A 26,734-nucleotide genomic window follows, 5' to 3' on the forward strand; every position below is an offset into this window, starting at 1 on the left:
AAGTGAAACGCCGAAGTGCCGATGGTAGTGTGGGTATTACCCATGTGAGAGTAGGGAGCCGCCAGACTTTTAAATATAGAGAGAGAGCCCAGCAGGAATGCTGGGCTTTTTTGCATATAGAGATTATAAAACTGACTGAAATTTATGTAAAATTTTATGTTTTAAAGATGTGATTATATGATTATTTATTAATAACATTTGATAAATTTTTTTCTAAATTATTTATAAATAGGTTATTAACTAATTATTTAGATCCATTTATCTATGGAGTGAACGATGGATAATCTAAACTTTTTATATCAATTCGTGGGTTCAGATTTTATTGATAGATATACTACTTTACCTCAATTAATTGGTATTTTAGGTTATCTTGTAGGTATCAGTGCTTTTTTACAACGTAGCGATAATGCTTTTCGTTGGCAGTTAACAATCGTTAATGTCATTATGACTTTGCACTTTTACTTATTGGGTCCGGAGTCTTATCCAGCAGCAATTCTTAATATAGTAAATATATTTAGAAATGTTGCTTCGAATTACACAAAAAATATGTTAGCAATGTTATTTTTTATTGCTTTAATGTGGATATTTTATTTTCTTACTACTCCAGATCTGACACAATTTATACATTATTTATCTGTTATTGGTACGACATTAGTTACCATTGCATTATTTCGTTTACAACAACAGAAAATGCGACTACTTATACTGATGAGCAGTATTTTATGGATTATTTATAGTTTATGGATAGGGTCTTTAGGAAGTCTGGCTATAGAAGTAACATTCGCCATAATTAATATTATTACAATTATTAAATTATCTAAAAAACAAACTGTGTGATGGGATATTTACTCGATTAATTCATTTTCCTATTTATTTCTTGCTGTATGTATGAAACAATTTAGCCATATAAGAATAAATTTTTTGAGGTAGTCAGTGATTGATAATGATGGCTACCGTCCAAATGTAGGAATAGTTATTTGTAACAGGTATGGTCAAGTACTTTGGGCTCGTCGTTATGGACAAAATTCTTGGCAGTTTCCTCAGGGCGGAATAAAACTAAACGAAACGCCTGAGCAGGCAATGTTTCGTGAATTAAACGAAGAAGTAGGATTATTACCTCAAGATGTAAAGATTCTATCCGTTACTAACGGTTGGTTGCGATATAAATTACCTAAACGAATGATACGTTGGGAAAATCAACCTGTTTGTATTGGTCAAAAACAGAAATGGTTTTTATTAGAATTGATATCTGATACATCGGTAATCAATCTCAATAAGTCTTCAACTCCTGAATTTGATGATTGGAAATGGGTTAGTTATTGGTACCCTATTCGTCAGGTTATTGCTTTTAAACGCGATGTTTATCGAAAAGCAATGAAAGAATTTTCATTGCCAGTATTTAGCATCCAATCCGATGCGGAAGCACCAATAGCAAATGTTTCTAAAAAGAAACGATTTAATTTCTTTGCTCATAAACGAAAAAATAAACAGTGTATTAAAAAATGAATCAATACTTACAATTTCCTAACTTCAATCCAATTGCTTTTTCACTTGGCCCTATATCGCTTCATTGGTATGGTGCAATGTACTTATTTGGAGTGCTTGGAGCGCTTTATTTAGCCAAACGAAGAGCAAATAAACCTAATAGTCAATGGACAACACAACAAGTTGAGAATTTGCTATTCTGGGGTTTTTTAGGGCTTTTTATTGGTGGACGATTAGGCTATATCCTTTTTTATAATTTTAACGTTTTTATCCAAGACCCTGTTACATTATTTAAAGTCTGGGAAGGCGGCATGTCTTTCCATGGTGGTCTAATCGGTGCAATTTGCGTTATTGCTATTTTCGCAAAAATTAATCATAAAACCTTTATGCAAGTGGCTGATTTTGTCGCTCCTTTAGTACCTATTGGTTTAATGTTTGGGCGATTTGGTAATTTTATTAATGGTGAGCTTTGGGGACGTGTGACTCAATCTCATATTGGTATGTTATTCCCGACTTCCTCTCATGCGGATTTTATGTTTGTACAAACACATCCTGAGTGGTTATCGCTTTATACTTCTCTAAATGGCATTTTACCAAGACATCCTTCACAGCTTTATGAAATGATGTTTGAAGGAATTGTTTTATTTATCATTTTGAATTTGTTCATTCGTAAAAATAGACCAACAGGTGCTGTATCTGGATTGTTTTTGCTTTGTTATGGTTTATTTCGATTTGTAATCGAATTCTTTAGACAACCCGATGAGCAACTAGGACTATTTTTTAATGTCATTAGTATGGGGCAAATTTTATGCCTACCAATGATTTTTGCCGGTATTTTATTTCTTTTTTATACATATAGAGTTAACAAAAAGGCGACAACACGATGAAACAGTATTTAGCACTTATGCAAAAGATATTAGCAGAAGGTATGCCTAAGTCAGATCGGACAGGAACTGGAACATTATCCATTTTTGGTCATCAAATGCGGTTTAATCTACAGGATGGATTTCCATTAGTCACTACAAAAAAATGCCATTTACGTTCAATTATTCATGAATTACTTTGGTTTTTAAAAGGCGATACAAATATTAAATATTTAAAAGATAATAAAGTAACTATTTGGGATGAATGGGCTAATGAGAATGGTGATTTAGGTCCTGTTTATGGAAAACAGTGGCGAGCATGGACAGCACCAGATGGGCAGCATATTGATCAAATATCGCAATTAATTGATCAAATCAAAAATGATCCTGATTCAAGACGCCTAATAATTTCTGCTTGGAATGTTGGAGAATTGGATCAAATGGCGTTAGCTCCTTGTCATGCATTTTTTCAATTTTATGTAGTGGATGGAAAGCTTTCTTGCCAGCTTTACCAACGTTCTTGTGATGTGTTTTTAGGGTTACCATTTAATATTGCTAGCTATTCGTTATTAATTCATATGATTGCTCAACAATGCAATTTAGATGTGGGTGATTTTGTTTGGACTGGTGGTGATACGCATTTATATTCAAACCATTTGGAACAAACTCATTTACAATTGAGTCGAACGCCTAGAGCGCTACCAAAACTTGCTATTAGACGTAAACCTCCAACAATTTTTGATTATGAGTTTGAGGACTTTGAAATTATTGGCTATGATCCTTACCCTGCAATCAAAGCACCCGTTGCGGTTTAAATTCTTGTAAAGAAGTTTCAGGAAAAGCCTACGTTTGAGTATAAAATTTTAAAAAATCTTAAGAACGAAGATCACAGCAACTAATTATATATTGTTGTGATCTGTTTAAACTATACCTTATTAGATACATTAATGTAGGGAAGATCTTTCTAATTTTCTGCCCTTAAAATCAATATATAGTATATAATAATCAACTTTGTTATTAACAATAACTTAATCTTAATATGAGTCAAAATCAGGAAATTCGTCCTATCTTTACTAAACGCCTACTACACCCTCGTTACTGGTTAACGTGGTTTGGTATTGGTATCTTATATTTAATCGTTTTATTACCCTATCCAGTAATTTATCAATTAGGAAAAAGTTTAGGGTTGCTTTCAATGAAATTAATTGGTAAACGTAAAGAGACAGCAAGACAAAACCTTAAACTTTGTTTTCCTGAAAAATCACAGCTTGAACGTGATCAATTGTTGCGGGGCAATTTTATTTCTACTGGATTGGCTATTTTCGAAACAGGGATGGCTTGGTTCTGGTCTGACAAAAGATTAGCTAAACATTCATCTATTGTCGGTGACCAATATATCAAAAATATACAACAATCAGGTCAAGGCGTTTTACTTATTGGAATTCATTTCCTAACATTAGAATTAGGGGCGCGCATTTTAGGAATGAGTCATCCCGGTGTAGGTGTTTATCGACCAAATGATAATCTGGTAATGGATTATGTTCAGCTTAGAGGTAGACTCAAATCTAATAAATACATGTTAGATCGCTATAATACTAAAGGTATGATCCGTGCATTAAAAAATTGTGAGTTACTTTGGTATGCCCCTGATCATGATTATGGACCAAAAAATAGTGTCTTTGCCCCATTATTTTCAGTAGAAAAAGCAGCAACGACGATAGGTACACGTATATTGGTTAAATTAGGCCAACCCGCCATTATTCCATTTACACCTAAGCGTGAGGAAAATGGCCATTATACCGTGTATGTAACACCAGCGCTTGAAGGTTATCCTATTGATGATGATGTATTAGCTGCAACTTTTATGAATAAAGCTATTGAACAAGAAATTTTAAAAGCTCCAGAACAATATATGTGGTTACACCGACGATTTAAAACCCGTCCTAAGGGGGAAGCTCCTTTGTATACTAATGATGTTCAATCTGACTAAATCAATTGTTTTTTATAATGTCTGTTTGAAGAGTAAAAATACGAAATGCAAAAACTAAATAAAATTATTCTATACTGTCGCTGTGGATTTGAAAAAGAATGTGCTGCTGAAATCACAGATAGAGCTGCACAACTGGAAATATTTGGTTTTGCCAAAGTTATAGAAAATAGTGGTTATGTCACTTTTGAATGTTATCAAGACGATCAAGCTACGATACTGATAAAAAAACTTCCGTTTCGTACTCTAATCTTTGCTAGACAGATGTTTGTATCAGGTGATTTATTGACTGATCTACCAGCAAATGATCGGATCACTCCAATAATTAATGCATTATCGGGTTTGATCGATAACGCAGGTGATGTGCGTGTAGAAGTCGCTGATACCAATGAAGGTAAAGAACTAGCTGGATTTTGTCGCAAATTTACAGTACCACTTCGTCAAGCGCTACGAAGCAAACGTATTTTATTAAAAGTTGAAAATCCAAAAAAACCTGTTATTCATCTATTTTTTACAAGTAGTAATAGTTGTTATGTAGGTTATTCATTAAGTCAAAATAACTCACCTTTTTATATGGGGATCCCTAGACTAAAATTTCCTGCTGATGCACCAAGTCGTTCTACATTAAAATTGGAAGAGGCGTTCCATATTTTTATTCCTTATGAAGAGTGGGATGAACGCTTAAAAGGTGGTTTGAATGCAGTTGATTTAGGTGCTTGCCCAGGCGGTTGGACTTATCAACTAGTTAAAAGAAGTATGATGGTTTACGCTATTGATAATGGTCCAATGAATAACAAACTAATGGAAACCGGACAAGTTAAACATTATCGTGAAGATGGCTTTAAATTTACGCCTAAAAAACATAATATTTATTGGTTAGTTTGTGATATGGTTGAAAAACCGACCAAGGTGACGCAATTAATAGCTAAATGGGTGATTAATGGTTGGTGTCGAGAAACCATTTTTAATCTTAAATTACCAATGAAAAAACGGTATGAAGAAGTAAAACAAAATATAAAGTTACTCAATGACGAATTAAATAATAATCAAATCAATGTTCAAATTCAGGCCAAGCAGCTTTATCATGATCGTGAAGAAATTACTGTTCATGTGCAACGAATTTGGGGATAGTAAATAACAAGAGAGTGGGTGTATGAATTTAAAAATTTTCTTTTATTCAATATTAATGTCTATATTATTGACATTTTTAACTGGATGTCCGGGTAATCAATCGCAACTTAGTGATTATGATGGAACTAAAAGTTCTAGTTATTATCTATCACTAGCGGATGAAAGTTCTGGAAATGCTAAAACCAATTGGCAATTACTAGCTATTCAGGCATTAATTAAAGAAAATAAAGTTTCTCAAGCAAAAGATTTGTTATCTCAAATATCCTCTGATCTTAATGATGAACAACAGAAAGAAAAATTATTGTTGCAAGGTGAAATTGCAGTAAAATTGAAAAAACCATTTAATATTAAAAAGTTAACAACTGATGGGTTAACCAATTCACAATTATACCGTTACAACTCTATTAAATTAAGTTTGGATGAAAAAAATAGAGATATCAATGGTCAAGCTCATGATTATATTGAACTAGAAAAATATACGCCAGAAAAACAGAAAAACCAGATATTAAATGATACATGGAAATTTTTTAGTAGATTGAGTACTAAACAAGTTAATACCATTTTAGTTTATGAAGATGAAGTAACTTTACAAGGATGGATTAATTTAGCGGATGCTTATAAAAGTAATAATATAGAACCAAAAACACAAAAAGATGATACGCCTGAAATTATTGCAGAGAGAGTACAAAAACAGAACGAATTATTAAAACAGGCTGTAAAAGATTGGTTACTACAATATCCGGATCATCCAGCTAAAAGTATCATTTCTTTATTAATAGGAGAACAAGCATTAAATGTTGATGATGTTAATGCTAAAAAAGTAGCATTATTATTACCACTAACAGGATCATCACGCCTTTTTGGTGATACTATTCGACAAGGTTATTTTGATGCCATTAAATTTTTCCCACAAGAGCCACAACAAAATGTAGTTTTACTTGATACAACAAGTGCTGATATGGATGCTCTTATAAGTCAAGCTAAAGAACAAAATGTTGAATTGATAGTAGGTCCTTTACTGAAAGATGAAGTGATTAAGATTAAACAGTTGGCGCCTTCTTTACCTGTTTTAGCATTGAATAAAGTGGATAATAGTTCAGTTACACCGAATAAAATGTGTTATTTCGCATTATCACCAGAAGATGAAGCACAAGATGCAGCAGATCATATTTATGTACAAAACAAATTAAAGCCACTCTTGCTGGTTCCGCAAAATGATCTCGGTCAACGTGTAGCTCAAAGTTTTGCTAAAAAATGGTCTGAATTATCATCTAATAGTTCACAAGCTTATGTACAATATTTTGGCAATAAAAGTACATTAAGTTCTGGTATGAATCGTAATGTAGGAATAAAACTTACTGGAATCCCTATTTTAATCGATTATACAGAAGATCAATCAGACAATTTTGACGCTGTCTATATTTATGCTTCATACGATGAGTTAACTCTTATAAAACCAATGATTGATATGGCAGCCGGCAAATCAGTAGGTAATTCATCCTCACTTATGATCTACACAAGCACCAAAAGTCATGTGGCTAATGCTTCGGATGATTTTAATTATGATATGGATCATACTGAATATGCTGAAATTCCAATGATCGTTAATTATTCTGATCAAATGTCAGAAATCATACCTGACAATATTCAGAAAAATTATTCATTATTGCGTTTATATGCGATGGGGATTGATGCTTGGAGACTTGCAAATCGCTTTAATCAAATGAATTCGTACCAAACTGACTTTTTAAATGGTATGACGGGAAGATTATCGACGAAGGATCAATGTGAAGTCACTCGTGCTTTATCTTGGCAACAATATATTCATGCATTATCCCGATCTAATTCAGAAGAATAACAAAAAAATTGGCAAGCATTACGAAGATATTGCTTGCCAGTATTTACTAAAACAAGGGCTTTCATTTATTGCTCAAAATAGTCAATATCGTTTAGGTGAAATTGATTTAATTATGCGTGATAAACAATGTCTCGTTTTTGTTGAAGTACGTTATAGAAAAAATGCCAATTTTGGTAATGCCGAAATGACCGTAACATCAAGTAAACAAAATAAAATCAAGCAAGCGGCACAACTCTGGATGTTATCAGAAAATATGAATATTGATGATACAGAATTTAGATTTGATATTTTTGCTATTACGGGCAAAAACCAAAAATGGATTATTAATGCGTTTTAATTTTTAGGTGAAAAACGTGCAAGATTTAATAAAAAATTATTTTACTGAAAGTATTCAAACTCAAATTGTAATGGCTGAGTCTTTAGGGACATCAATTGAAAAAGCGGCAAGCATTATTGTTCAAGGTTTACTTAATGGTAATAAAATTATGAGTTGTGGTAATGGCTCATCTGCGGCAAATGTACAAAGTTTTACTTCTCGATTAATTACCAGTATTAATATAGAAAGACCCAGCATACCCGCTATAGCTTTGGTATCTGATAATGTATTATTAAGTGCAATCGCCAATCATGAAGAAGTCTATGCTCGCCAAATACAAGCTTTGGGGCAGCAAGGTGATATTTTGATAGTATTGACTTGCCAAGGTAACAGCCGTTCGATTATTCGCGCTGTTCAAGAAGCTGTGATTAAAGATATGAAAATTGTTGCTTTAACTGCTTTTGATGGTGGTGAAGTTATCGGCTTACTTGGTCAAAATGATATTGAGATAAGAGTTCCATCTTATAAAAAAGTAATGGCATATGAAATGCATGCTATGATTTTAAATTGTTTATGCCAATTAATTGAAAATACTTTGTTTATTCAACATGAATAAGTTGAAATAAAAACGGTATAGTCCTGCATTAATAACGAATTTTATGCTATAATTACAAGCTATTTTGATGACCTAATTTAATAAGAGAATATGGTGTTATGACCGAACTAGCCAAAGAAATAACCCCCGTTAATATTGAAGATGAGCTAAAATCCTCTTATCTTGACTATGCAATGTCTGTCATTGTCGGGCGTGCTTTACCTGATGTACGCGATGGCTTAAAACCAGTCCATAGAAGGGTCCTTTTTGCCATGCATGAAGCAGGATACGATTGGAATAAACCTTATCGAAAATCTGCTCGTGTTGTTGGGGATGTTATTGGTAAATACCATCCACATGGTGACGCTGCTGTTTATGACACGATCGTACGTATGGCACAGCCATTTTCATTACGTTATATGTTAGTTGATGGTCAAGGAAACTTCGGTTCTGTTGATGGTGATTCGGCTGCGGCAATGCGTTACACTGAAATACGTATGCAAAAGTTTGCAGGTGCGTTATTGACTGATCTTGATAAAGAAACCGTTGATTTCTCACCGAACTATGACGGCTCTGAAATGATCCCTGATGTATTGCCAACGCGTATTCCTAATTTACTGATAAATGGTTCTTCAGGTATTGCGGTTGGTATGGCAACAAATATCCCTCCTCATAATCTATCTGAAGTCATTAATGGTTGCCTTGCTTTTATTGAAGATGAAAATATTTCAGTTGATGGATTAATGGAACATATCCATGGACCTGACTTTCCAACTGCTGCTTTAATTAATGGTCGAAAGGGTATTGAAAATGCCTACCGAACTGGACGAGGTATTATCTATATTCGTTCTAAAGCAACTATTGAAGTTGATGATCATAGTGGGCGTGAAACAATCATTGTTAATGAAATTCCGTATCAAGTTAACAAGAAAAAATTGATCGAGAAAATAGCTGAATTAGTTAAAGACAAAAAAGTTGAAGGTATCTCGGCGCTACGCGATGAATCTGACAAAGATGGGATGCGTATTGTTATTGAAATTAAACGAGATGCTGTTGGTGAGGTTGTATTAAATAACTTATTCTCATTGACACAATTGCAAGTCTCATTTGGTATCAATATGGTAGCCTTACACAAAGGGCAACCTAAACTTCTAAATTTACGTGAGATGATTGAAGCCTTTGTGCTTCATCGACGTGAAGTGGTAACTCGTAGAACTATTTATGAATTACGTAAAGCTCGTGAAAGAGCCCATGTATTAGAAGGGTTAGCTATTGCGCTTGCCAATATTGATCCTATTATTGAATTAATTCGCGCAGCTTCAACTCCAGTTGAAGCTAAAAGCAAATTATTATCTCAAGCTTGGCAGCTTGGTAATGTAGCAGCAATGCTCGAAAAAGCGGGTAACGATGCTGCTCGACCAGAAGATTTAGCGCCAGAATTTGGTATTCGCGATGGTTATTATTACCTATCAGAAGCACAAGCCCAAGCTATTTTAGATCTTCGTTTACATCGATTAACGGGTCTAGAACATGAAAAGATTTTGGATGAGTATAAACAATTACTGATTCAAATTAGCGAGTTACTGCACATTTTAGCCAGTCCAGAACGTTTAATGGAAGTGATTCGTGAAGAGCTTGAAGCGGTTCGTGATCAATTCCAAGATGCAAGAAGAACTGAAATTACAGCAAGCAGTGCTGATATTAATATTGAAGATCTTATTGCTCAAGAAGATGTTGTTGTAACTCTCTCACACCAAGGCTATGTAAAATATCAGCCTTTATCTGATTACGAAGCTCAACGTCGAGGTGGCAAAGGTAAATCTGCAACGAAAATCAAAGAAGAAGATTTTGTTGAAAAATTACTTGTAGCGAATACCCACGATACGATTCTTTGTTTCTCAAGCCGTGGTCGTTTATATTGGATGAAAGTTTATCAACTACCTGAAGCAAGTCGAGGTTCACGTGGACGTCCAATTATTAATTTATTACCACTCGAAGCAGGTGAACGTATTACCGCGATCCTACCTGTTCGAGAATTTGATGACGAACACTGTGTATTTATGGCTACAGCACAAGGTACCGTTAAGAAAACTTCACTAATTGAATTTAGTCGTCCAAGAAGTGGTGGTATTATCGCTATTAATTTACGTGATGATGATGAATTAATCGGTGTAGATCTAACAAGTAATGAAACGTCTGATACTGTTGATGATGAACTCAATGATGATGTAATTGTTGATGAGACTGATAATGATGAAGAGGTCTCTCAAATCTCTAATACAGAAGACATTATGTTGTTCTCCGCTAATGGTAAAGTGGTTCGCTTCCCAGCCAATAAAGTTCGCTGCATGGGACGAACTGCGACAGGTGTTCGAGGTATTAAATTAGAAGACGATGATAAAGTCGTATCACTGATTGTTCCACGAGGAAATGGCGCGATTTTAACTGCAACGCAAAACGGCTATGGTAAACGTACACAACAAGAGTTATACCCAACCAAATCACGCGCGACAAAAGGTGTTATTTCTATCAAAGTGAGTGAAAGAAATGGTAAAGTCGTTGGTGCTGTTCAAGTTGATGAAACAGATCAAATCATGTTAATCACTGATGCAGGAACGCTTGTGCGTACACGTGTTTCGGAAGTAAGTATTGTAGGTCGAAATACACAAGGTGTTATGCTGATTCGTACAGCAGATAACGAAAAAGTCGTTGGATTACAGAGAATAGCCGAAACTGAGGATGAGGAAAGTGAGTCCGATCTTTCGCAAGAAGATGAACGACAGAGTTCATCTTCGGAGTCAGAAGAATAAGTTTTAATTATCAAAAAGGATTAGTTATAACTAATCCTTTTTTATTTATAATATCCAGAAAAGGAATAGTATTAAATGTCATTTTTAATAAAGAAAATCTTAACAAATCTTGCATGGCAAATTTTAATTGCTTTGATACTAGGTGTAGCGGTGGGCGCTTATTTATTTGAACTTTCTGTCCCAAGCCATCCTTTACATTCATATTATCAATTTTCGATAGTTAATATTTTTCAACCAGCTGGTGATATCTTTATTCGTTTAATTAAAATGATTGTATTACCTATTATACTCAGTACGCTCACTCTAGGTATTGCAGGTATTGGTGGTTCAAAAAGATTAGGGACGTTGGGTTTTAAAACAATTCTCTATTTTGAAATTATTACAACGATTGCCATCTTACTTGGGCTTTTCTGGGGAAATGTTTTTGCACCGGGTGCGGGAATTGACTCTACAACCTTAGCAACGAGCGATATTAGTAAGTATACTAAAGCCGCAGAAGAATTGAGCGGAAAACCTCATGGCTTAATTGTTATGATATTAGATATGATCCCAGCTAATATTTTCAAAGCTATGAGTGATGGCGCTGTTTTACCTGTTATCTTCTTTTGTGTCTTTTTCGGTTTAGGTTTAATGTCGTTACCAGACAAACAACGTGAACCATTTGTTTTCTTCTTAAAAGTTGTATCTGACACCATGTTTAAAGTAACGAACATGATTATGCGCTACGCACCAATTGGTGTTTTCGCTCTGATTACTGTAACCGTTGCTAGATATGGATTTGCATCTCTTCTGCCGTTGTTTAAATTAATTTTGACTGTTTATTCAGCCATGATTATTTTCACATTGTTGGTATTAGGATTTGTATGTAAACTTTGTAAATTTAATATTTTTACGCTATTAAAAATATTAAAAGAAGAGTTGGTTATTGCATTTTCAACAGCGAGTTCTGAAACTGCATTACCAAAAATTATTGAAAAGATGGAAGCATACGGTGCGCCAAAGGCGATCACAAGTTTTGTTATTCCAACAGGTTATTCATTTAATCTTGATGGCTCAACGCTTTATCAAAGTATTACGGTTATCTTTTTGGCTCAGCTATTCCATATTGATTTAACCATTTTAGATCAAATTATTATTGTTATAACATTGATGATTGCCTCTAAAGGTATAGCTGGCGTACCGGGTGCTTCAATCCTTGTTTTATCTGCAACCCTAGGCAGTGTGGGTATTCCGCTTGAAGGTATTGGTTATATTATGGGCGTAGAGCGTATTTTAGATATGGGTAGAACTGTTGTTAATGTTGTCGGTAATGCATTAGCAGCGATTGTTATTGCTCGTTGGGAACATGTTTTTGATGATAAAAAATCAAAAGCATACGAACAACAATATTTGAAATAATTCTGTTGTTAACTAATGCTGTAATTATTATATTATAAAATATAAAACTACCTGTAATGACAGGTAGTTTTATAATTTGTTTTTTAATTACTTATTTTTATAATTATTAGAAATATTTTGTCATATCAAATTCAATTCTTTCTCCATCAGGACCACTAATAAGAAAAAAGCTTACTTCACAATGCTCTCTTTTCTCATAAATTGGCCCCTCATTGATCTCGTAACCGAAGCTTCTTATCTTATTAAGCATTCCGTCAATATCATTAACTTCTAGTGCAAAATGTTCAATACCATTGTGAGTTTGAGTTAAATCGGTATAAATATTATCCGGTAATTGATACAGTTCCAATGTAAGCTTTGGTGAAGTTAAAAACTCTACGTGCACTTCGCCACTTTGAACTTTTTTGGAAAATTTTTCTGTAACTATAAATCCTAACGTTTGATAAAAAGATGAGGATTTATCAATGTTACTAACTTTTAAACCCAAATGGGCAATACCTGTAATTAAATTATTCATATTAGATACCTTTTCTCGAACAATAGTAACCATAAAATGCAACGTAGATAAAACAGCATAGAGGTGCGGTAAATGCTATTTGCATGTTTCCTTGATTTACATCAGAAATAATTCCCATAATTAGTGGAATAACTGCACCACCAATAATTGACATAACGACAATGGATCCTGCAGTTTGAGTATCTTTACCCATTCCTTTAATTGTTAATCCGAAATTAGTTGGCCATCCAGGAGCCATACAAAAACTAATGGTAGTTAATGTTGCAATGGCCATGATCCCAGAGCTCATTATTGCTATTGCTAACAAGATAACTGCCAGAATAGCAAAGATACTCAATAATTTAGCAGGACTTATTTTTTTCATTAAAAATGTAGATACAACTTTCCCTAATGCATAGAAAAGTAGTGAGATAAGTAACCAATAAGTAGCATTATGTTCAGATGTGCCAGTTTCAACTTGTTGGACGAAACGTATAGTAAAACTCCAGACACCAACTTGAGCACCAACATATAAAAATTGAGAAATAATACCTAAAGTAAAACGAGGAATAGCAAAAAGTCTTTTTAAAGAATGGATTAAATTTTCATTTTCTTGATTTTCAATCGAACTAGCCTTACATGCTGGAAATTTGACAAAAATAAATATCAATGCAATTAAAACTAATATTGAACCGATTATTAAATAAGGTGTAACTACTTGCCCAACCATTTGATGCCTAGCCTCATTTGCTGCTTCCGGTGTCATTTGCAATAATTCAGCATGGCTAAGATCATTTTTACCAAATACTAATTGTTGACCTATTAGAACACCTAATATAACTCCAACGGAATTAAAAATTTGTGAGAAATTAATCCTTTGTGTTGATGTTTCTATGGGACCTAACAAGCTTGAATAGGTATTACAAGATGATTCAAGAAATGACAAACCACAAGCGATAATGCCTAAGCAACCAAGAAATGCATAATAGGTCATTGATGAGGCTGCTGGTATAAATAAAAAGCATCCAGTCGCATATAACATTAAACCAATAACAATTGCTAATTTGTAAGAAAATTTTTTAATTATAGCTGCCGCTGGTAATGCAATAAAAAAGTATCCTAAAAAAAATACTGATTGAACTAAAGCAGTTTGTGTATCAGTAAGATCAAACCCTTTTTTAAACTGTGCAATTAAAATATCATTTAAATTAACAGCCATTCCCCAGAGTGCAAATAAACAACATACTAGAATAAATTTTGCCCATGGCGTTTTTGTTAAATAAGCACTACTATCTAAAGTAGATGATTTATTAGTCGTATTCATAATAAAACCTTAATATCTAAAAATAATTAGTAATAATTTATTAATTACTACTAAATTTGTTCATACGTTCAATTGCCTGCTGATAGGTAGTCATACATGCCGCTCCAATATATTCGACACTCACGGCTGCAAAAGCAGAACTAAATAACGCAGCTTGTTTAATATTTTGTCCATTAGCAATTTGGGCAGCTAAGGCTCCGTTGAAAGCATCTCCAGCACCAGTTGTATCAACAGGATTTGCTGGGAAACAAGGGATCCAAGTTTTGGTTGAATGATCTGAAAGTAGTGAACCTTTAGCACCCATAGTGATGATGATTTTTTTAACACCTTTTTGGTGTAGATAATCAGCAGCACATTCTGCACTTTCTTTATCAGTAATTTTTTGACCTGTGAGAAGATAAGCCTCTGTTTCATTGGGGGTTAACAAATCAACTTTTGATAATAAATTATCACTAACAGGTTGAAATGGCGCTGGATTTAAAATAGTAAATGCATTGTTATTATTTGCAATATCAATTACCTGATTGATAGCTGAAAGATTATTCTCAAGTTGGACTAATACTACATCTGCACATTTTATTGCAGGTTCGCATTTTTTAATTTCTTCTTCTGTTACAATCATATTGGTACCAGGATCGACAGAAATCATATTTTCAGCACTTTCGCCAGCAACGTAAATTAATGCATTGCCTGTAGCTCGTTGATTTGAACTTAATATGGTTACAGCATTAAACCCTACTTCCTTAAGATGACGGCGAGCAAAATAACCAAAATCATCTTCTCCTATTTTTCCTATATAGTGAACATTTGCTCCTGCTTTCAATGCTGCTGTCGCTTGATTAGCCCCTTTTCCTCCTGCTGAGATCTTACTTGAACTGGCAACCAATGATTCACCTGGCATAGGAAAACGCTCTAAAAATGCAGTTATATCAAGATTAAAAGATCCGAAAACACAAACTTTTCCTTTCATTTAATTGTCCTTTTACTATTTGATAGTTTTAATAGCGTTATTGATATCAGTCGTCATTTTTTTCCAAGCTTCATCTAAAGAGAGATTCTTTTTAAATAGTCCTGAGCTTCCCATAATTAATACTTCAGCTCCTGATGAGAGCAGTTGATGATAAGTATTTGCATTACAAGAACCATCAACCTCAATTAGAAATTTAAAATCATTATGTTTTTTCAATTCAGAAAGTTTTTTAATTTTTTGTTGCATTTCTGGAATAAATGGTTGACCAGCATAGCCTGGATCAACGGTCATTATGGTAATTTTATCAAGTAGATGAATATATTCTGATATGTACTCAATAGGTGTTGCTGGATTTATGACAACTCCCGCTTTTTTATTTAATTGATGAATATGATTAATCACCCTAAAAGCATTAGTATTTATTGTTTCTGCATGAGGACAGATAAAATCAGCACCAGCATTTGCCATTTGATCAATAAAATCCGTAGGGTGTTCCACCATTAAATGGACATCTATGGGTATAGATGTGTGAGGTTTTATTTGTTCAATGAAGAAAGCTGAAAGTGTGATATTTTTTACAAAATGACCATCCATAATATCAACATGCAAAAAGTCAGCATGTTGATTAAAAAATGTTAATTGATCTTTTATATTAATTAAATCCATACACATCAGTGATGGGGAAATTTTATACTGCATAATTATTCTCCTTATTACTAGAACCATAATATTTATCTAGTTAAGAAGAGATATTTAATTAAGCTAATACAACCTCTACACTGTGCCAATCCATTTCTTTTTGTAGTAATTTATCGATATTTTTATCGGTAATTAGAACGTCAATATCGCCTAAGTTACATATTTTAGCGAAAGCATTTTGATTAAATTTGGTCGAATCAGCTAGTACAATGATTTTTCTTGCTGTTAATATCATCTGTTTTTTCAAATGAGCATGATATTCATTGTTGTCACTTAAACCATTATCAAAATCTAGTCCATCGCAAGAAATAAATAATGTATCTATAGTAAATTCGGCCAACATCTTTTCGGTTAATGACCCAACCATATCTTCATTTTTGGCAAAATAAGCACCGCCTAAAACAAAAATTTGAATTTGACTTTTTGCCGCTAATGTCTGAACTACATTTATTGAATGAGTGATGACAGTCATATCAACATTTGGAAGTTGTCTAGCTAAAAACCAGCAAGATGAACTACTGTCTAAAGCGATACGGTCTGCATTATTTACAAATTGTAGTGCTTTTCGGGCGATGCGGGTTTTTACATCTGTATTAACCAAAATTCGTTGGCGGAATGAGCGATTATTATTTAATATGGAAGGCACTATAGGATCACTAGAGATAGTTGAGGCTAGTACTGCACCTCCATGGCTGCGACGAATCAAGTCCTTTTTCTCTAAAGCTCTCAAATCTCTACGTAGTGTTTCTTTAGATACGGAACATAGTTTTGCCATCTCATTTACAGTCAAACTAGTGTGTTGACTTAGTAATTGAATGATCATTTGTTGCCGTTCTATTATTAACATAATATCTCCTTAACTGCCTTGTCAGTTTAACTTGTTAGAAATTACCATTTTGTGTATGGAATCTGTTTTGTTATTTGTTTTGTTTCATTAATAATAAAATATGATAAAGGACACATTTATCTTATTGAAAGGTTCAATATTTCATTAAATTTATACATATCATTACCCGAAACAAAAAAAAACGGTCAAAATCGGTATATAAAATCGTATTTGATTTTGACTGAATTTGACCGAATCTATTTTAAATAGATTAATGATAGTCTATTATGAATCGTAATGCTTATTAGTTCGGGAATATTTTTGCTAAATATGTGATTGAAATATTTTTTTTATTTGGATGGCGGGAAATAATTTCTTGCAATTATAAAAAAACCCAGCATTTGCTGGGCTTTTTATAAGATAACTATTTAATTTTAGCTTCTTTATAAATAACATGCTGACGAACAACGGGATCGTATTTTTTGATTTCCATTTTCTCAGGCATAGTTCTTTTGTTTTTGCTAGTGGTATAAAAATGACCTGTACCAGCAGAAGAAACTAATCTAATTTTTTCGCGTACACCTTTAGCCATGATATGGTTTCCTTATTAGTACTTTTCACCACGGGCACGAAGTTCAGCTAAAACTGCATCAATACCCTTTTTATCGATAGTTCGCATACCTTTAGCAGATATACGCAATTTTACAAAACGTTTTTCGCTCTCAACCCAGAAACGGTGAGTTTGAAGATTTGGTAGAAAACGACGTTTAGTAGCATTCATCGCATGAGAACGATTATTTCCTACTAAAGGACCTTTTCCTGTTACTTGGCATACTCGTGACATGTCAATAATTCTCCGAAATTTCTATGCTTAAGCCTTGGGCGTAATATGTTAATGGAATTAACCTCGTCAGGCTTTTAGTTTGCTGCAGTTCTATCTGAGAAGCAGTCTAACCTCTCACACTACACCCACAATAATGAGGTAGCGAAGTATACGCTGTTATACACAAATTCTCAAGCATTATCTTATTTAAGCTTAAAATAAGTTTATATAAATGTAGTTCACATAAAACCCAAATTGAGGTAGAAAGTGCCGTGATGGATTTGGTTTCGATCTATTATGGTATAGACATTATAACAAGAGTACTCATTCTTGAGGAGTTTAATGTTGCTCACCTTATCATAAATAAAAACTATCAGAAAAGAGATATTTTTATTGCCACAATGAAAAATAGACCTTTATTACCCACAGAGCAAAAGTTTTATTGCTTTCTAATTGAACATATCTTAATTAAATATAATGACAATGCTATTTTGGGGGAGTTTGGAAAATTATCTTACTATTTGATGTGTCAAAAATATTAGCTTGTGACGGTGAATAATTAAAAAGTTAAACTCTGCTCAAAATATTCTATTAATAGAGTAGGTATTATTTTTTATATATTAAACAAATTATTATAAAACAAAATGTTAACTTTACCTGTGATTTTAGAAAAAATGATTTAATTTTATAATAAATGTGTTTTAATAATTAGGACGAAGATTTTATTTATTCCTTTTGATTTTCCAACTTTCAAGGAGATTATATGAGCCAGTTTCAGCCATATAGCATATACGGCATTATCGGTTATCCTTTAGGACACAGTATGAGTCCACTTATTCATACTACATCATTTCAAGATTATGGTATTCCTGCTGTATTAGTAGCATTTCCTACTCCTCCGGAAGAAATTCCAACATTATTTAAATCGGTAAGATTATTAAATATACGTGGATTATGTGTCACTATTCCACATAAACAAACCATTATTCCTTATTTAGATGAAGTAACTGAGCATGTAAAAAAAGCGGGAGCAGCGAATTTAGTTTATTGGGATGGCGACAAGCTTTGCGGTGACAATACTGATATTGTTGGTTTCATGGAGCCACTTAGAGCGAAAAATTTGCCTGCTGAATACAAAAAGGTTTTATTACTTGGGGCTGGTGGTGCTGCACGAGCTGCCGTTGTTGGTTTACAAGATCTTGGTTATACCGATATTACTGTAACTGACATTGTTGATGATTTACCTCAATCATTAGCTAAAGAGTTCAATCTTAAAACCGTTGCATGGCAAGATCGAAATAAAGTAGAAGCGCAAATAATTATTAATTCGACTCCATTAGGTATGACAGGTAAATTTGAAGATCAAACACCTTATGAACAAGCATGGTTTAAAGGTAAAGGTATTGCGTACGATATCGTTTATACGCCATATAATACTCGCTTCAGACAAGAAGCTGAAAAAGCAGGTTGGGAGTCAATTTCCGGTCGAGAAATGTTTATTGGGCAAGCGAATGCACAATTTAAAATTTGGACGGGTAAAGATCTTTCTGAACGGGCAAAACAAGCCGTAATTGATGCCCTAGCAGGTAAATAATAAATAAAAGTATATACATCTAATTTAAATTAGATGTATTGCTGATATCTATACGTTTAACTTTTTTAAATTCTTTATATAAATAAATGATATCGGTGTCATATGTAAAGTTACTGTATAAGTAAAAATACGATAAGGAGGAGTATTTATGACTAACTTAGAATTGCAAGCGTATCGTCGTTTCCTAATGTTAAAAGTGTCAGAGGCAAGTGAATATATTGGTAAAACTGATGCTAGTACATGGCATAATTGGGAAAAAGGCACTGTTCCTGTTCCCCAATATGTTGTTACCGCAATGCAAGAATTGAAAAAATTCCGAACTGATAAAATAAATATTATTATTAATAGTATTAATGATCGTGTTGGTAGTAATACTATTCGTTATTTTATGACCTATGAAGAGTTCAAAAAAGTCAATCCAGAACTTGATATCATTCAGTGGCGATTACATCAATCTATTGCGACAGAGTTATATTTTCGTGGTTTAGAAAAATTGTGTTAACAAAAATTAATACAACTACCATTTAAGTTTAGAGATATTTTTAATAAAAGTGTAAATTATTTTTTACAAGTAGATATTAAAATTTATTTATTTATTTTATAAAAATCAATAAGTTTTAAAAATATATAATAATATGTAAAAAAAATATTGCAAAACTTAAAGTGAATCACTAGCATAGACGGTATATTCTGTAAGCTGTAAATTTGAAGGAACAGGACTCAATATGAATAATACTATTTTTTTAGTAGGCGCCAGAGCAGCTGGCAAAACGACAATGGGAAAAATGCTTGCAAATAAGCTATCGTTTTCTTTCATTGATACAGATTGCCATTTGCTTGAAACTACTCAAAAAACAGTAGCTGAAATTGTTGAAAAAGAAGGTTGGGAAGGCTTTAGAGCCAGAGAAAGCCAGATTTTAATCGATACAACTAAGCCAAATCGAGTCATTGCTACAGGTGGAGGAATGGTACTGGCCGATCACAATCGCCATTTTATGAAACAAAATGGTACTGTCATTTTTTTATCAGCTACAGCTGCAACATTAGCTGCACGTTTAATGAAAGATCCTAATGTTGCTCAGCGCCCATCATTAACGGGTCTATCTATTTTTGATGAGATGGAAAAAGTGTTGGCAGAGCGGTTACCGTTATATCATGATGCAGCACATCATGTAGTTAATGTTGAACAGGATGAAGCTCTAATACTTAATAATATACTTCATATGTTGCAAAATTAATCTAATATCCTTTTATTAAATACCACTTAAAGAGTGGTATTTTTTATTAAAAATAATAAGTTAGAAACTTATAAAAACATCTATTGATGAGTTCGATTTTTATTCAATATTATTCTAATTTTATTTATACATAATTTAAAAACTGTAGATAAATATAAAAAACGAAAAGTTTAATAATAAATTTGGCGTAAACGTTTTCAGATGAATATTTATATATTGAATACAATCAAATGCTCAAAAATTTAATTTTACATATGGAGTATCACAAATGGATAATCGAAAAATTAATTCTTATGGAATTGTCGGATCTATTTATGCCAATTATATTATTCAAAGTATTGCATTGATTGTGATTATGCAATTTTCTCAAGATCTTACAAAGCAGCTTAATACTGATTTGCTTGGTCTTGGTTATGTTGCTTCAGGTATAGGTATTGGCAAGATTTTTTTAATGTTTGCAGGTGGAATACTATCGGATAAATTTGGAAGAAAACTGTTTATCTATCTGGGTATGGCTTGCTATGCGCTCTTCTTTATTGGCATGACTTTCTGTACCAATATTCATATCGCTTTTTGTCTTGCAATTGCAGTAGGGGCAGGCAATTCTTTTTTAGATACTGGTTCAATGCCTGCTTTGACCGAGTGTTTTCCTCGTTCAGCGGGGTCTGCAAGTGTCCTCATTAAAGCATTTATTTCTATTGGAACGCTAATTCTTCCATTTATTGTTACCTTTTTTAATAAAAACGAAATATGGTATGGTTGGGCGTTTCTTGGCTTTACGGCTTATTTAGTTATTAATGGTTTAATTCTATTTCCTCAAAATTTTCCTAACAAAGATACCGCAATAAAAGGTAATGGCGGTACTGAAGATTATTTCAAAGCTAAACCAAAGTTTGAATTTGAAGGCATTTTATTAATCCTTATGGGATTCACCACCACAGCAACATTTGTCATAATTTTACAGTGGTTACCAACCATTGCGATTAATGGGGTTAATATGAGCGATCTTGAAGCTAAACAATTGATTAGCTACTATAGCACCGCATCAATTATCTCAGTCTTTGTAACGGCATTTATCGTTAAACATTTATTAAAACCTATATTTTGTATCATTATTTTACCTTTACTGTCGGCAATAGTATTAATGCTATTTTACTTTAATATTTCACCTATGATGTGTGTTATCGCTGCAATTGGTATGGGTTTTACGGCAGCCGGTGGCGTGCTTCAATTAACTCTAGTTGTTATGCAGCAATTGTTCCCAACACGCAAAGGTATAGCGGTCGGCTGTATGTATACTTTTAGTGGGTTATCCTTTATCGTTATTCCGCTTATCGTTCCAAAATTGGCTATGTATGATGTAAGTTATGCTATTTTGATCGACTTTTTTATCGCCCTAGCAAGTGTCATACTTGGTTCTATTGTTCTTTATCGATTTAAACAAGTAATTGATATGACAAAAATATAAAACAAAATGTTAATAAATTTTTTTAAAAAATAATTACTAATAATCAAAAAATGAATGTTTATAGGAAATAATAGGTGTCTAAATAAATATTTAGGCACCTAAATTTGTTTATATATGAACTATTTTGTGCACGGAATGGGAGCCATCATTCTTGGGCTAAATATTGATTATTTAGCTGCACAATTTAACCCAGAGCTTACCTATTTATTTAATATTGCAAAAGATTCATTAACGCAGAACAAATTGGATTAGTCGGTGAAGCTAAACAAGATGTTTATAATGTCATGATGAGGCTAGGTGTTGGCCGATTATTAGTATTATTTATCATGGGGACTCTCTCAGGTAAATTTGGACGTAAACCATTTATCGTTTTAGGTGGTCTATTTTATATAGGATTCTTACTTGGTATTTTAGTTAGTGCAAATGTACAAATTGCTTTTATGTTTGCAATTTTAGGTGGCATAGCCAACTCAACATGAGATGTGGGTACTTATCCTGCTTTGATGGAAGCATTTGCAAAATCACCGGGTTCGGCGTCAATTTTAATTAAAGCAGCCATTGCCTCAGGTCGTCAATCTGTACTACCAATTATTATGGGCATTATTATAGCTAACTAAGGTTATTATGGTTGATCATTTATACTGTGTTGAATTATTTTAGGATTGAATGCATTAATTGTATTAAAAATGCTATTTCCAAATTATAAAATTACTCCAGAGGAAAAAGAGAAAGACCTACAAACGCTTGAAAACCAAACGCCGATATTAAAACAAACAGCTAATTTTTATATTGAAGGTTTATACTTTATTGTTATTGGTTTTACATCGACAGCAACATTTTATTTAGTCTCATCTTGTTTAAAAGATTTTTCACAAACGGTTGCTGGAATGGATTCATCTGGGGCAGTTCAGGCATTTTCATCATACGGCATTGATACATTAGCCAGTGTATTTTTAACCTCAATTTTAGTAAAAAGTCTGGTAAGGCCTGTTTATATTGTTATTCTATACCCATTACTTTCAACCTTAATGTTAATTATTCTATATAGCTATCCAACACCAATGATGTGTATTATCGGTGGTTTCGTGCTTGGTTTCACTGCAGCAGGTGGTGTATTGCAGTTAGCATTAACCACAATGGCCGAATTTTTTCCATCGGGTAAAGGAAAAGTATTGGGGATTTTCTTTACATCATCGAGTGTTGCAACAGCCATGATACCATTTTTCATTGGTTGGATATCAACAAATTTAGGTTTGCGTTATGTTATGCTTAGCGATGCAATTATTGCTGGTTTAGGGACATTATTAGCGGTAGTTGTATTAATCCGTTACCGAAAAATATTTAATATTTCTAAAAGAGCAGATAAAGATAATTATTCATTTAACAAAATACTCTGATATTAAGAGCATGCCGTTATTGGTATGCTCTTTTTTTTATATTTACTAAATAAACCACATTTGAAAAATCAATTATTTCAAATTGATAATTTAAGTTTTTTATTTTTATATTAGTAAAAATCCCTTTCTGAATTATTTTTTAAAAACTGCTTGCGATCAAAATAAAAACACATAAAATTACACAAATAATGAATAAATATTCAATGATGAAAGGTTGTGAAGATGAAAGAGCGTACAACAGAGTTAGTTGAAGGTTTAAGACATTCAGTGCCTTATATAAATGCCCATCATGGTAAAACATTTGTGATTTTACTTACTGGAGCGGTTCTAAAAAGCGATAACTATTCAAGTATCATCAGTGATATTGGATTGCTTTATAGTCTAGGAATTAAACTCGTTATTGTTAATGGTGCACGTAATCAAATTGATGCGTCGTTAAAAAATCATAACATTACGCCTAAATATCATAAAAATACCCGTATCACTGATGCCGCCACATTGGATGTCATCAAGCAAGTTACTGGCCTATTGCAGCTCAACATTACCGCAAGTTTATCAATGAGTTTAAATAATACACCATTACAAGGCGCTCATATTAGTGTCGTTAGCGGTAACTTTGTCATTGCGCAACCATTGGGGGTTGATGACGGAGTTGATTATTGTCATACAGGTAAAATTCGCCGCATAAATAACGAAGCCATCGAAGAACAGTTAGAACGTGGCTCTATTGTATTACTTGGTCCTGTAGGCGTTTCGGTAACAGGCGAAAGTTTTAATTTAGCATCTGAAGATGTCGCTGCTGAAGTCGCTATTCGCTTAAAGGCCGATAAACTAATTAGTTTTTGCGCAGAACAAGGTGTTCTCGATGAAAATGGTCGAGTTATTACCGATCTTTATCCTATAGATGCGGATAATTATGTAAATAATAAAGAGCAACAAGGTAAACATTTATCAAGTGAAGCACGTTTTTTACGGGCAGCCTCTAAAGCATGCCGTTGTGGAGTTAGACGAAGCCATTTAGTTAGTTATTTAGTTGATGGCTCTATTTTACAAGAACTCTTTTCCCGTGATGGTATTGGAACACAAGTTTCGATGGAACATTCAGAACAGATTCGCTCTGCAACCATTAATGATATTGGTGGCATATTAGAACTCATCCGACCGTTAGAAGAACAAGGTGTATTAGTTAAGCGTTCACGTGAACAATTAGAGATGGAAATTGATAAATTTACCATTATTGAACGTGATAATATGACGATTGGTTGTGCTGCTCTTTACCCTTATCTAGAAGAAAAAATGGGTGAAATGGCTTGTGTCGTAATCCATCCTGATTATCGTAATTCATCTCGTGGTGATTTATTGATTGAAAAGATCATGGAAAGTGCAAATAACTTAGGGTTAAAAAAAATATTTGTATTAACTACCCGTAGTATTCACTGGTTCAGAGAAAAGGGCTTTAATCCAGCAGAAGTGGATGATTTACCAATTAAAAAGAAACAACTCTATAATTATCAAAGAAATTCAAAAATATTAATGTTTAATATTGAATGAAATGATCATTAAAAAGTCTGCTTATTCGGCAGACTTTTAACCAATCATGAATACTTAACTTAATCAAAGCGAAAGCGCTTTTAGTGCTAGTTGAACAATTTCACTACAAATTCGGTAATCAATGACAAACTGGTAAAGTCAGGATCGGCAAATGTAACGCCTTCCACACCTAGAAATGCAAAAAGAGGTAACGCTAGAGCAGGTAATATACATAATAATAACCCATTGATAAAAGCAGCAATTATTGCACCTCTTGCTCCGCCAGTTGAATTACCAAAAATAGCCGCGGTTCCACCTGTGATAAAGCTTGCCATAATTCCTGGAATAATAATGGGTAAGCCAACAAAAGGAAAAACAACAACGCAGGCTATTTCAGTGAAGAAACTCACAATAAAACCAACCAATACACAATTGGGTGCTTTATCAAATAACACCATAGGGTCGACAGCGGGTACACAACCGGGTGCGACAACTTGAGCAAATCCTTTAAAAGCAGGAATAATTTCTTCAGTAAAAATGGCTACTCCTTTTTTAGCAATATATAAACCGCCTGCAAAAATAGCTGATTGTTCCAGTGCAAAAATAATGAACGTGTTATTTTTAAGAATATCTTTTAAATAATCAGCAGAAGAAAACGCGCCAGATAAACATAGTAAGACAAACATGGTAATAAAAGTCGCCACATCAGACTGTCTTAAAAAGCTAAAACGATCGTTTATTTTGATATTTTCAATATCATTTTTTTTATTTCCTAACAATGAACCTAAATAAGAACCTATCAAATATGAGATAGTCCCTGCATGAGCAATACAATAATCATTATTGCCTATTATTTTACGGCTGAATTTAGAGAGTAAAGTTGGAAATATCGCCATATAAAGCCCAATAATAATTGCGCCAGTAGCAACAATTATATAGCCATTATAGCCCATACCTTGTAATACGGCAGTGAACGAAAATGCCATAAATAGCACTAAATGCAATGATAAATAAATCGATTTAAAGCGAGTAAATCTTGCTAATAGCAGATTAATGATCATCGCAAAAAAGAGGATAAAAGCAGCGCTTGTGCCAAGTGATTCCATTGTCAATGCGGTAATGGCTTCATTACTTGGTACTACGCCATGCATTCCAAACGCGTGAGTAAACATGTTACTAAACATAATTAACACACCACCCAAAATTTTTCCGCCAGTCTTAATTAACACAAATCCAATGAATGAAAGCAGCGTTCCAGTAATAATTTTAGAAATTTTTGCTCTCTGTAATATCAGACCGATAAAAGCTACTAATGCAATAATGATAGCTGGTTGACCAAATATATTTAGAAAAAGCCCCATGTTTCCACTCCAAAACCTAATAATAAAATAATAAATCATTATAAATGAAACACTGTTTCATTTTGTGTTTTGGATCACAAATTAGCAAATGTAATAGAAAAATAATTAATTATAAGCAACTATTTATCTAAATTAAGGATGATTAATTGACCTTTTTTAGATAACTTTTAATTGAGTTTATTAATGTTTATCTGTAAAAATAATTCAGGAGTCTATACCGTTTCATTAAGTTTTGAATATAAGAAAAGGATTTTAAGATAAAAAGAAGTTGATAAAGATGCCATCACCATACTTTTTAAATTAAAGTTATTTCAGTCAGTGACATTATCCCCACAGTTGCCAGCAACTATTTTATTGATTGTCTTTTTTAGATAACTCTTAATTGAGTTTATTAATGTTTATCTGTAAAAATAATTCAGGAGTCTATACCATTTCATTGAGTTTTGAATATAAGAAAAGGATTTTAAGATAAAAAGAAGTTGATAAAGATGTCATCACTATACTTTTTGAATCAAAGTTATTTTAGGCAGTGACATTATTCTTCATTGTTGTCAGCAAATATCCA

The 26,734-nt window shown here is 33.2% G+C and carries 27 protein-coding genes; 19 read left to right on the plus strand and 8 right to left on the minus strand.

Going from position 1 to position 26,734, the window contains the following annotated elements; translation table 11 throughout:
- Positions 1–276: 276 nt before the first annotated feature.
- The 11 genes from H3S73_RS11170 (at position 277) to gltP (ending at position 12,443) form a co-directional block, all read left to right on the plus strand.
- Positions 277–837, plus strand: coding sequence for a YgjV family protein (locus H3S73_RS11170; RefSeq protein ID WP_198228598.1), 561 nt, complete (start codon positions 277–279; stop codon positions 835–837).
- 96 nt (positions 838–933) lie between these two features.
- The gene (gene rppH, locus H3S73_RS11175) at positions 934–1,506 is read left to right on the plus strand and encodes an RNA pyrophosphohydrolase (RefSeq protein ID WP_198228599.1); all 573 of its coding nucleotides are present in this window, start codon (positions 934–936) and stop codon (positions 1,504–1,506) included.
- Positions 1,503–2,372 carry a prolipoprotein diacylglyceryl transferase gene (gene lgt, locus H3S73_RS11180; protein WP_086290229.1) on the plus strand — a complete coding sequence of 290 codons (870 nt, stop codon included), beginning with the start codon at positions 1,503–1,505 and terminating at the stop codon, positions 2,370–2,372. Before rppH ends, lgt begins: the two co-directional genes overlap by 4 nt.
- Positions 2,369–3,163 (plus strand): thymidylate synthase, encoded by a 795-nt coding sequence (gene thyA, locus H3S73_RS11185; protein WP_198228600.1) that lies wholly within the window; start codon positions 2,369–2,371, stop codon positions 3,161–3,163. The genes lgt and thyA overlap by 4 nt, the downstream gene beginning before the upstream one ends.
- Positions 3,164–3,387: 224 nt before the next feature.
- Positions 3,388–4,338, plus strand: coding sequence for an LpxL/LpxP family Kdo(2)-lipid IV(A) lauroyl/palmitoleoyl acyltransferase (lpxL, locus tag H3S73_RS11190; RefSeq protein ID WP_198236657.1), 951 nt, complete (start codon positions 3,388–3,390; stop codon positions 4,336–4,338).
- 45 nt (positions 4,339–4,383) lie between these two features.
- Complete coding sequence (rlmM, locus tag H3S73_RS11195) at positions 4,384–5,466, plus strand: 23S rRNA (cytidine(2498)-2'-O)-methyltransferase RlmM (protein ID WP_086327183.1); 1,083 nt, start codon at positions 4,384–4,386, stop codon at positions 5,464–5,466.
- A 22-nt stretch (positions 5,467–5,488) separates the two neighbouring features.
- Complete coding sequence (locus H3S73_RS11200) at positions 5,489–7,324, plus strand: penicillin-binding protein activator (RefSeq protein ID WP_198236658.1); 1,836 nt, start codon at positions 5,489–5,491, stop codon at positions 7,322–7,324.
- Positions 7,293–7,661, plus strand: a complete 369-nt coding sequence (locus H3S73_RS11205) for a YraN family protein (RefSeq protein WP_039128621.1) — start codon at positions 7,293–7,295, stop codon at positions 7,659–7,661. Before H3S73_RS11200 ends, H3S73_RS11205 begins: the two co-directional genes overlap by 32 nt.
- A 16-nt stretch (positions 7,662–7,677) precedes the next feature.
- Positions 7,678–8,256, plus strand: a complete 579-nt coding sequence (locus H3S73_RS11210; RefSeq protein WP_198228603.1) for an SIS domain-containing protein — start codon at positions 7,678–7,680, stop codon at positions 8,254–8,256.
- A gap of 98 nt (positions 8,257–8,354) precedes the next feature.
- Entirely contained in the window at positions 8,355–11,045 is a 2,691-nt protein-coding gene (gyrA, locus tag H3S73_RS11215; protein WP_198236659.1) for a DNA topoisomerase (ATP-hydrolyzing) subunit A, read from the plus strand.
- Between the two features lie 87 nt (positions 11,046–11,132).
- Positions 11,133–12,443, plus strand: coding sequence for a glutamate/aspartate:proton symporter GltP (gene gltP / locus H3S73_RS11220; RefSeq protein WP_198236698.1), 1,311 nt, complete (start codon positions 11,133–11,135; stop codon positions 12,441–12,443).
- 106 nt (positions 12,444–12,549) lie between these two features.
- Here gltP and H3S73_RS11225 read toward each other — a convergent pair whose 3' ends face one another.
- From H3S73_RS11225 to rpmB, 7 genes are all read right to left on the minus strand, one after another.
- Entirely contained in the window at positions 12,550–12,960 is a 411-nt protein-coding gene (locus H3S73_RS11225) for a VOC family protein (protein ID WP_198236660.1), read from the minus strand.
- A 1-nt stretch (position 12,961) separates the two neighbouring features.
- On the minus strand, positions 12,962–14,263 hold the full coding sequence (gene fucP / locus H3S73_RS11230; RefSeq protein WP_198236661.1) for an L-fucose:H+ symporter permease: 1,302 nt from the start codon (positions 14,261–14,263) through the stop codon (positions 12,962–12,964).
- A 40-nt stretch (positions 14,264–14,303) separates the two neighbouring features.
- A complete protein-coding gene (locus H3S73_RS11235) occupies positions 14,304–15,233 on the minus strand; it encodes a ribokinase (RefSeq protein ID WP_198236662.1) in 930 nt (309 codons plus the stop codon).
- A gap of 15 nt (positions 15,234–15,248) precedes the next feature.
- Positions 15,249–15,932, minus strand: a complete 684-nt coding sequence (alsE, locus tag H3S73_RS11240) for a D-allulose 6-phosphate 3-epimerase (RefSeq protein WP_198236663.1) — start codon at positions 15,930–15,932, stop codon at positions 15,249–15,251.
- A gap of 58 nt (positions 15,933–15,990) precedes the next feature.
- The gene (locus tag H3S73_RS11245) at positions 15,991–16,779 is read right to left on the minus strand and encodes a DeoR/GlpR family DNA-binding transcription regulator (protein ID WP_084810906.1); all 789 of its coding nucleotides are present in this window, start codon (positions 16,777–16,779) and stop codon (positions 15,991–15,993) included.
- A 403-nt stretch (positions 16,780–17,182) separates the two neighbouring features.
- On the minus strand, positions 17,183–17,350 hold the full coding sequence (gene rpmG / locus H3S73_RS11250) for a 50S ribosomal protein L33 (protein ID WP_025314526.1): 168 nt from the start codon (positions 17,348–17,350) through the stop codon (positions 17,183–17,185).
- 15 nt (positions 17,351–17,365) lie between these two features.
- Positions 17,366–17,602 (minus strand): 50S ribosomal protein L28, encoded by a 237-nt coding sequence (gene rpmB / locus H3S73_RS11255; protein WP_025314527.1) that lies wholly within the window; start codon positions 17,600–17,602, stop codon positions 17,366–17,368.
- 742 nt (positions 17,603–18,344) lie between these two features.
- On the opposite strand from rpmB, the gene aroE reads away from it, so the two are divergent.
- The 8 genes from aroE to argA all read left to right on the plus strand — a co-directional run bounded on the left by aroE (position 18,345) and on the right by argA (position 24,829).
- Complete coding sequence (aroE, locus tag H3S73_RS11260) at positions 18,345–19,175, plus strand: shikimate dehydrogenase (protein WP_198236664.1); 831 nt, start codon at positions 18,345–18,347, stop codon at positions 19,173–19,175.
- Positions 19,176–19,323: 148 nt separating this feature from the next.
- Positions 19,324–19,677, plus strand: a complete 354-nt coding sequence (locus H3S73_RS11265; protein WP_039130077.1) for a DUF1870 family protein — start codon at positions 19,324–19,326, stop codon at positions 19,675–19,677.
- Between the two features lie 223 nt (positions 19,678–19,900).
- A complete protein-coding gene (aroL, locus tag H3S73_RS11270; protein ID WP_065738368.1) occupies positions 19,901–20,413 on the plus strand; it encodes a shikimate kinase AroL in 513 nt (170 codons plus the stop codon).
- A 268-nt stretch (positions 20,414–20,681) separates the two neighbouring features.
- Positions 20,682–21,881 carry an MFS transporter gene (locus H3S73_RS11275; protein WP_198236665.1) on the plus strand — a complete coding sequence of 400 codons (1,200 nt, stop codon included), beginning with the start codon at positions 20,682–20,684 and terminating at the stop codon, positions 21,879–21,881.
- A gap of 114 nt (positions 21,882–21,995) precedes the next feature.
- Positions 21,996–22,133: an MFS transporter gene (locus tag H3S73_RS11280; protein WP_143422853.1), complete on the plus strand. Its 138-nt coding sequence runs from the start codon at positions 21,996–21,998 to the stop codon at positions 22,131–22,133.
- Positions 22,134–22,207: 74 nt separating this feature from the next.
- Positions 22,208–22,360 (plus strand): hypothetical protein, encoded by a 153-nt coding sequence (locus H3S73_RS11285; RefSeq protein ID WP_198236666.1) that lies wholly within the window; start codon positions 22,208–22,210, stop codon positions 22,358–22,360.
- A gap of 207 nt (positions 22,361–22,567) precedes the next feature.
- On the plus strand, positions 22,568–23,278 hold the full coding sequence (locus H3S73_RS11290; protein WP_198236667.1) for an MFS transporter: 711 nt from the start codon (positions 22,568–22,570) through the stop codon (positions 23,276–23,278).
- A 222-nt stretch (positions 23,279–23,500) separates the two neighbouring features.
- Complete coding sequence (gene argA, locus H3S73_RS11295; protein WP_039129191.1) at positions 23,501–24,829, plus strand: amino-acid N-acetyltransferase; 1,329 nt, start codon at positions 23,501–23,503, stop codon at positions 24,827–24,829.
- Positions 24,830–24,915: 86 nt separating this feature from the next.
- Here the strand turns inward: argA and H3S73_RS11300 are convergent, their stop codons facing one another.
- Positions 24,916–26,169 (minus strand): PTS ascorbate transporter subunit IIC, encoded by a 1,254-nt coding sequence (locus H3S73_RS11300; protein WP_198228614.1) that lies wholly within the window; start codon positions 26,167–26,169, stop codon positions 24,916–24,918.
- Positions 26,170–26,734: the final 565 nt, after the last annotated feature.

Origin of the sequence: Gilliamella sp. B14384G12, from assembly GCF_016101825.1 — a bacterium.
In the GTDB taxonomy this organism is placed as follows: domain Bacteria; phylum Pseudomonadota; class Gammaproteobacteria; order Enterobacterales; family Orbaceae; genus Gilliamella; species Gilliamella apicola_N.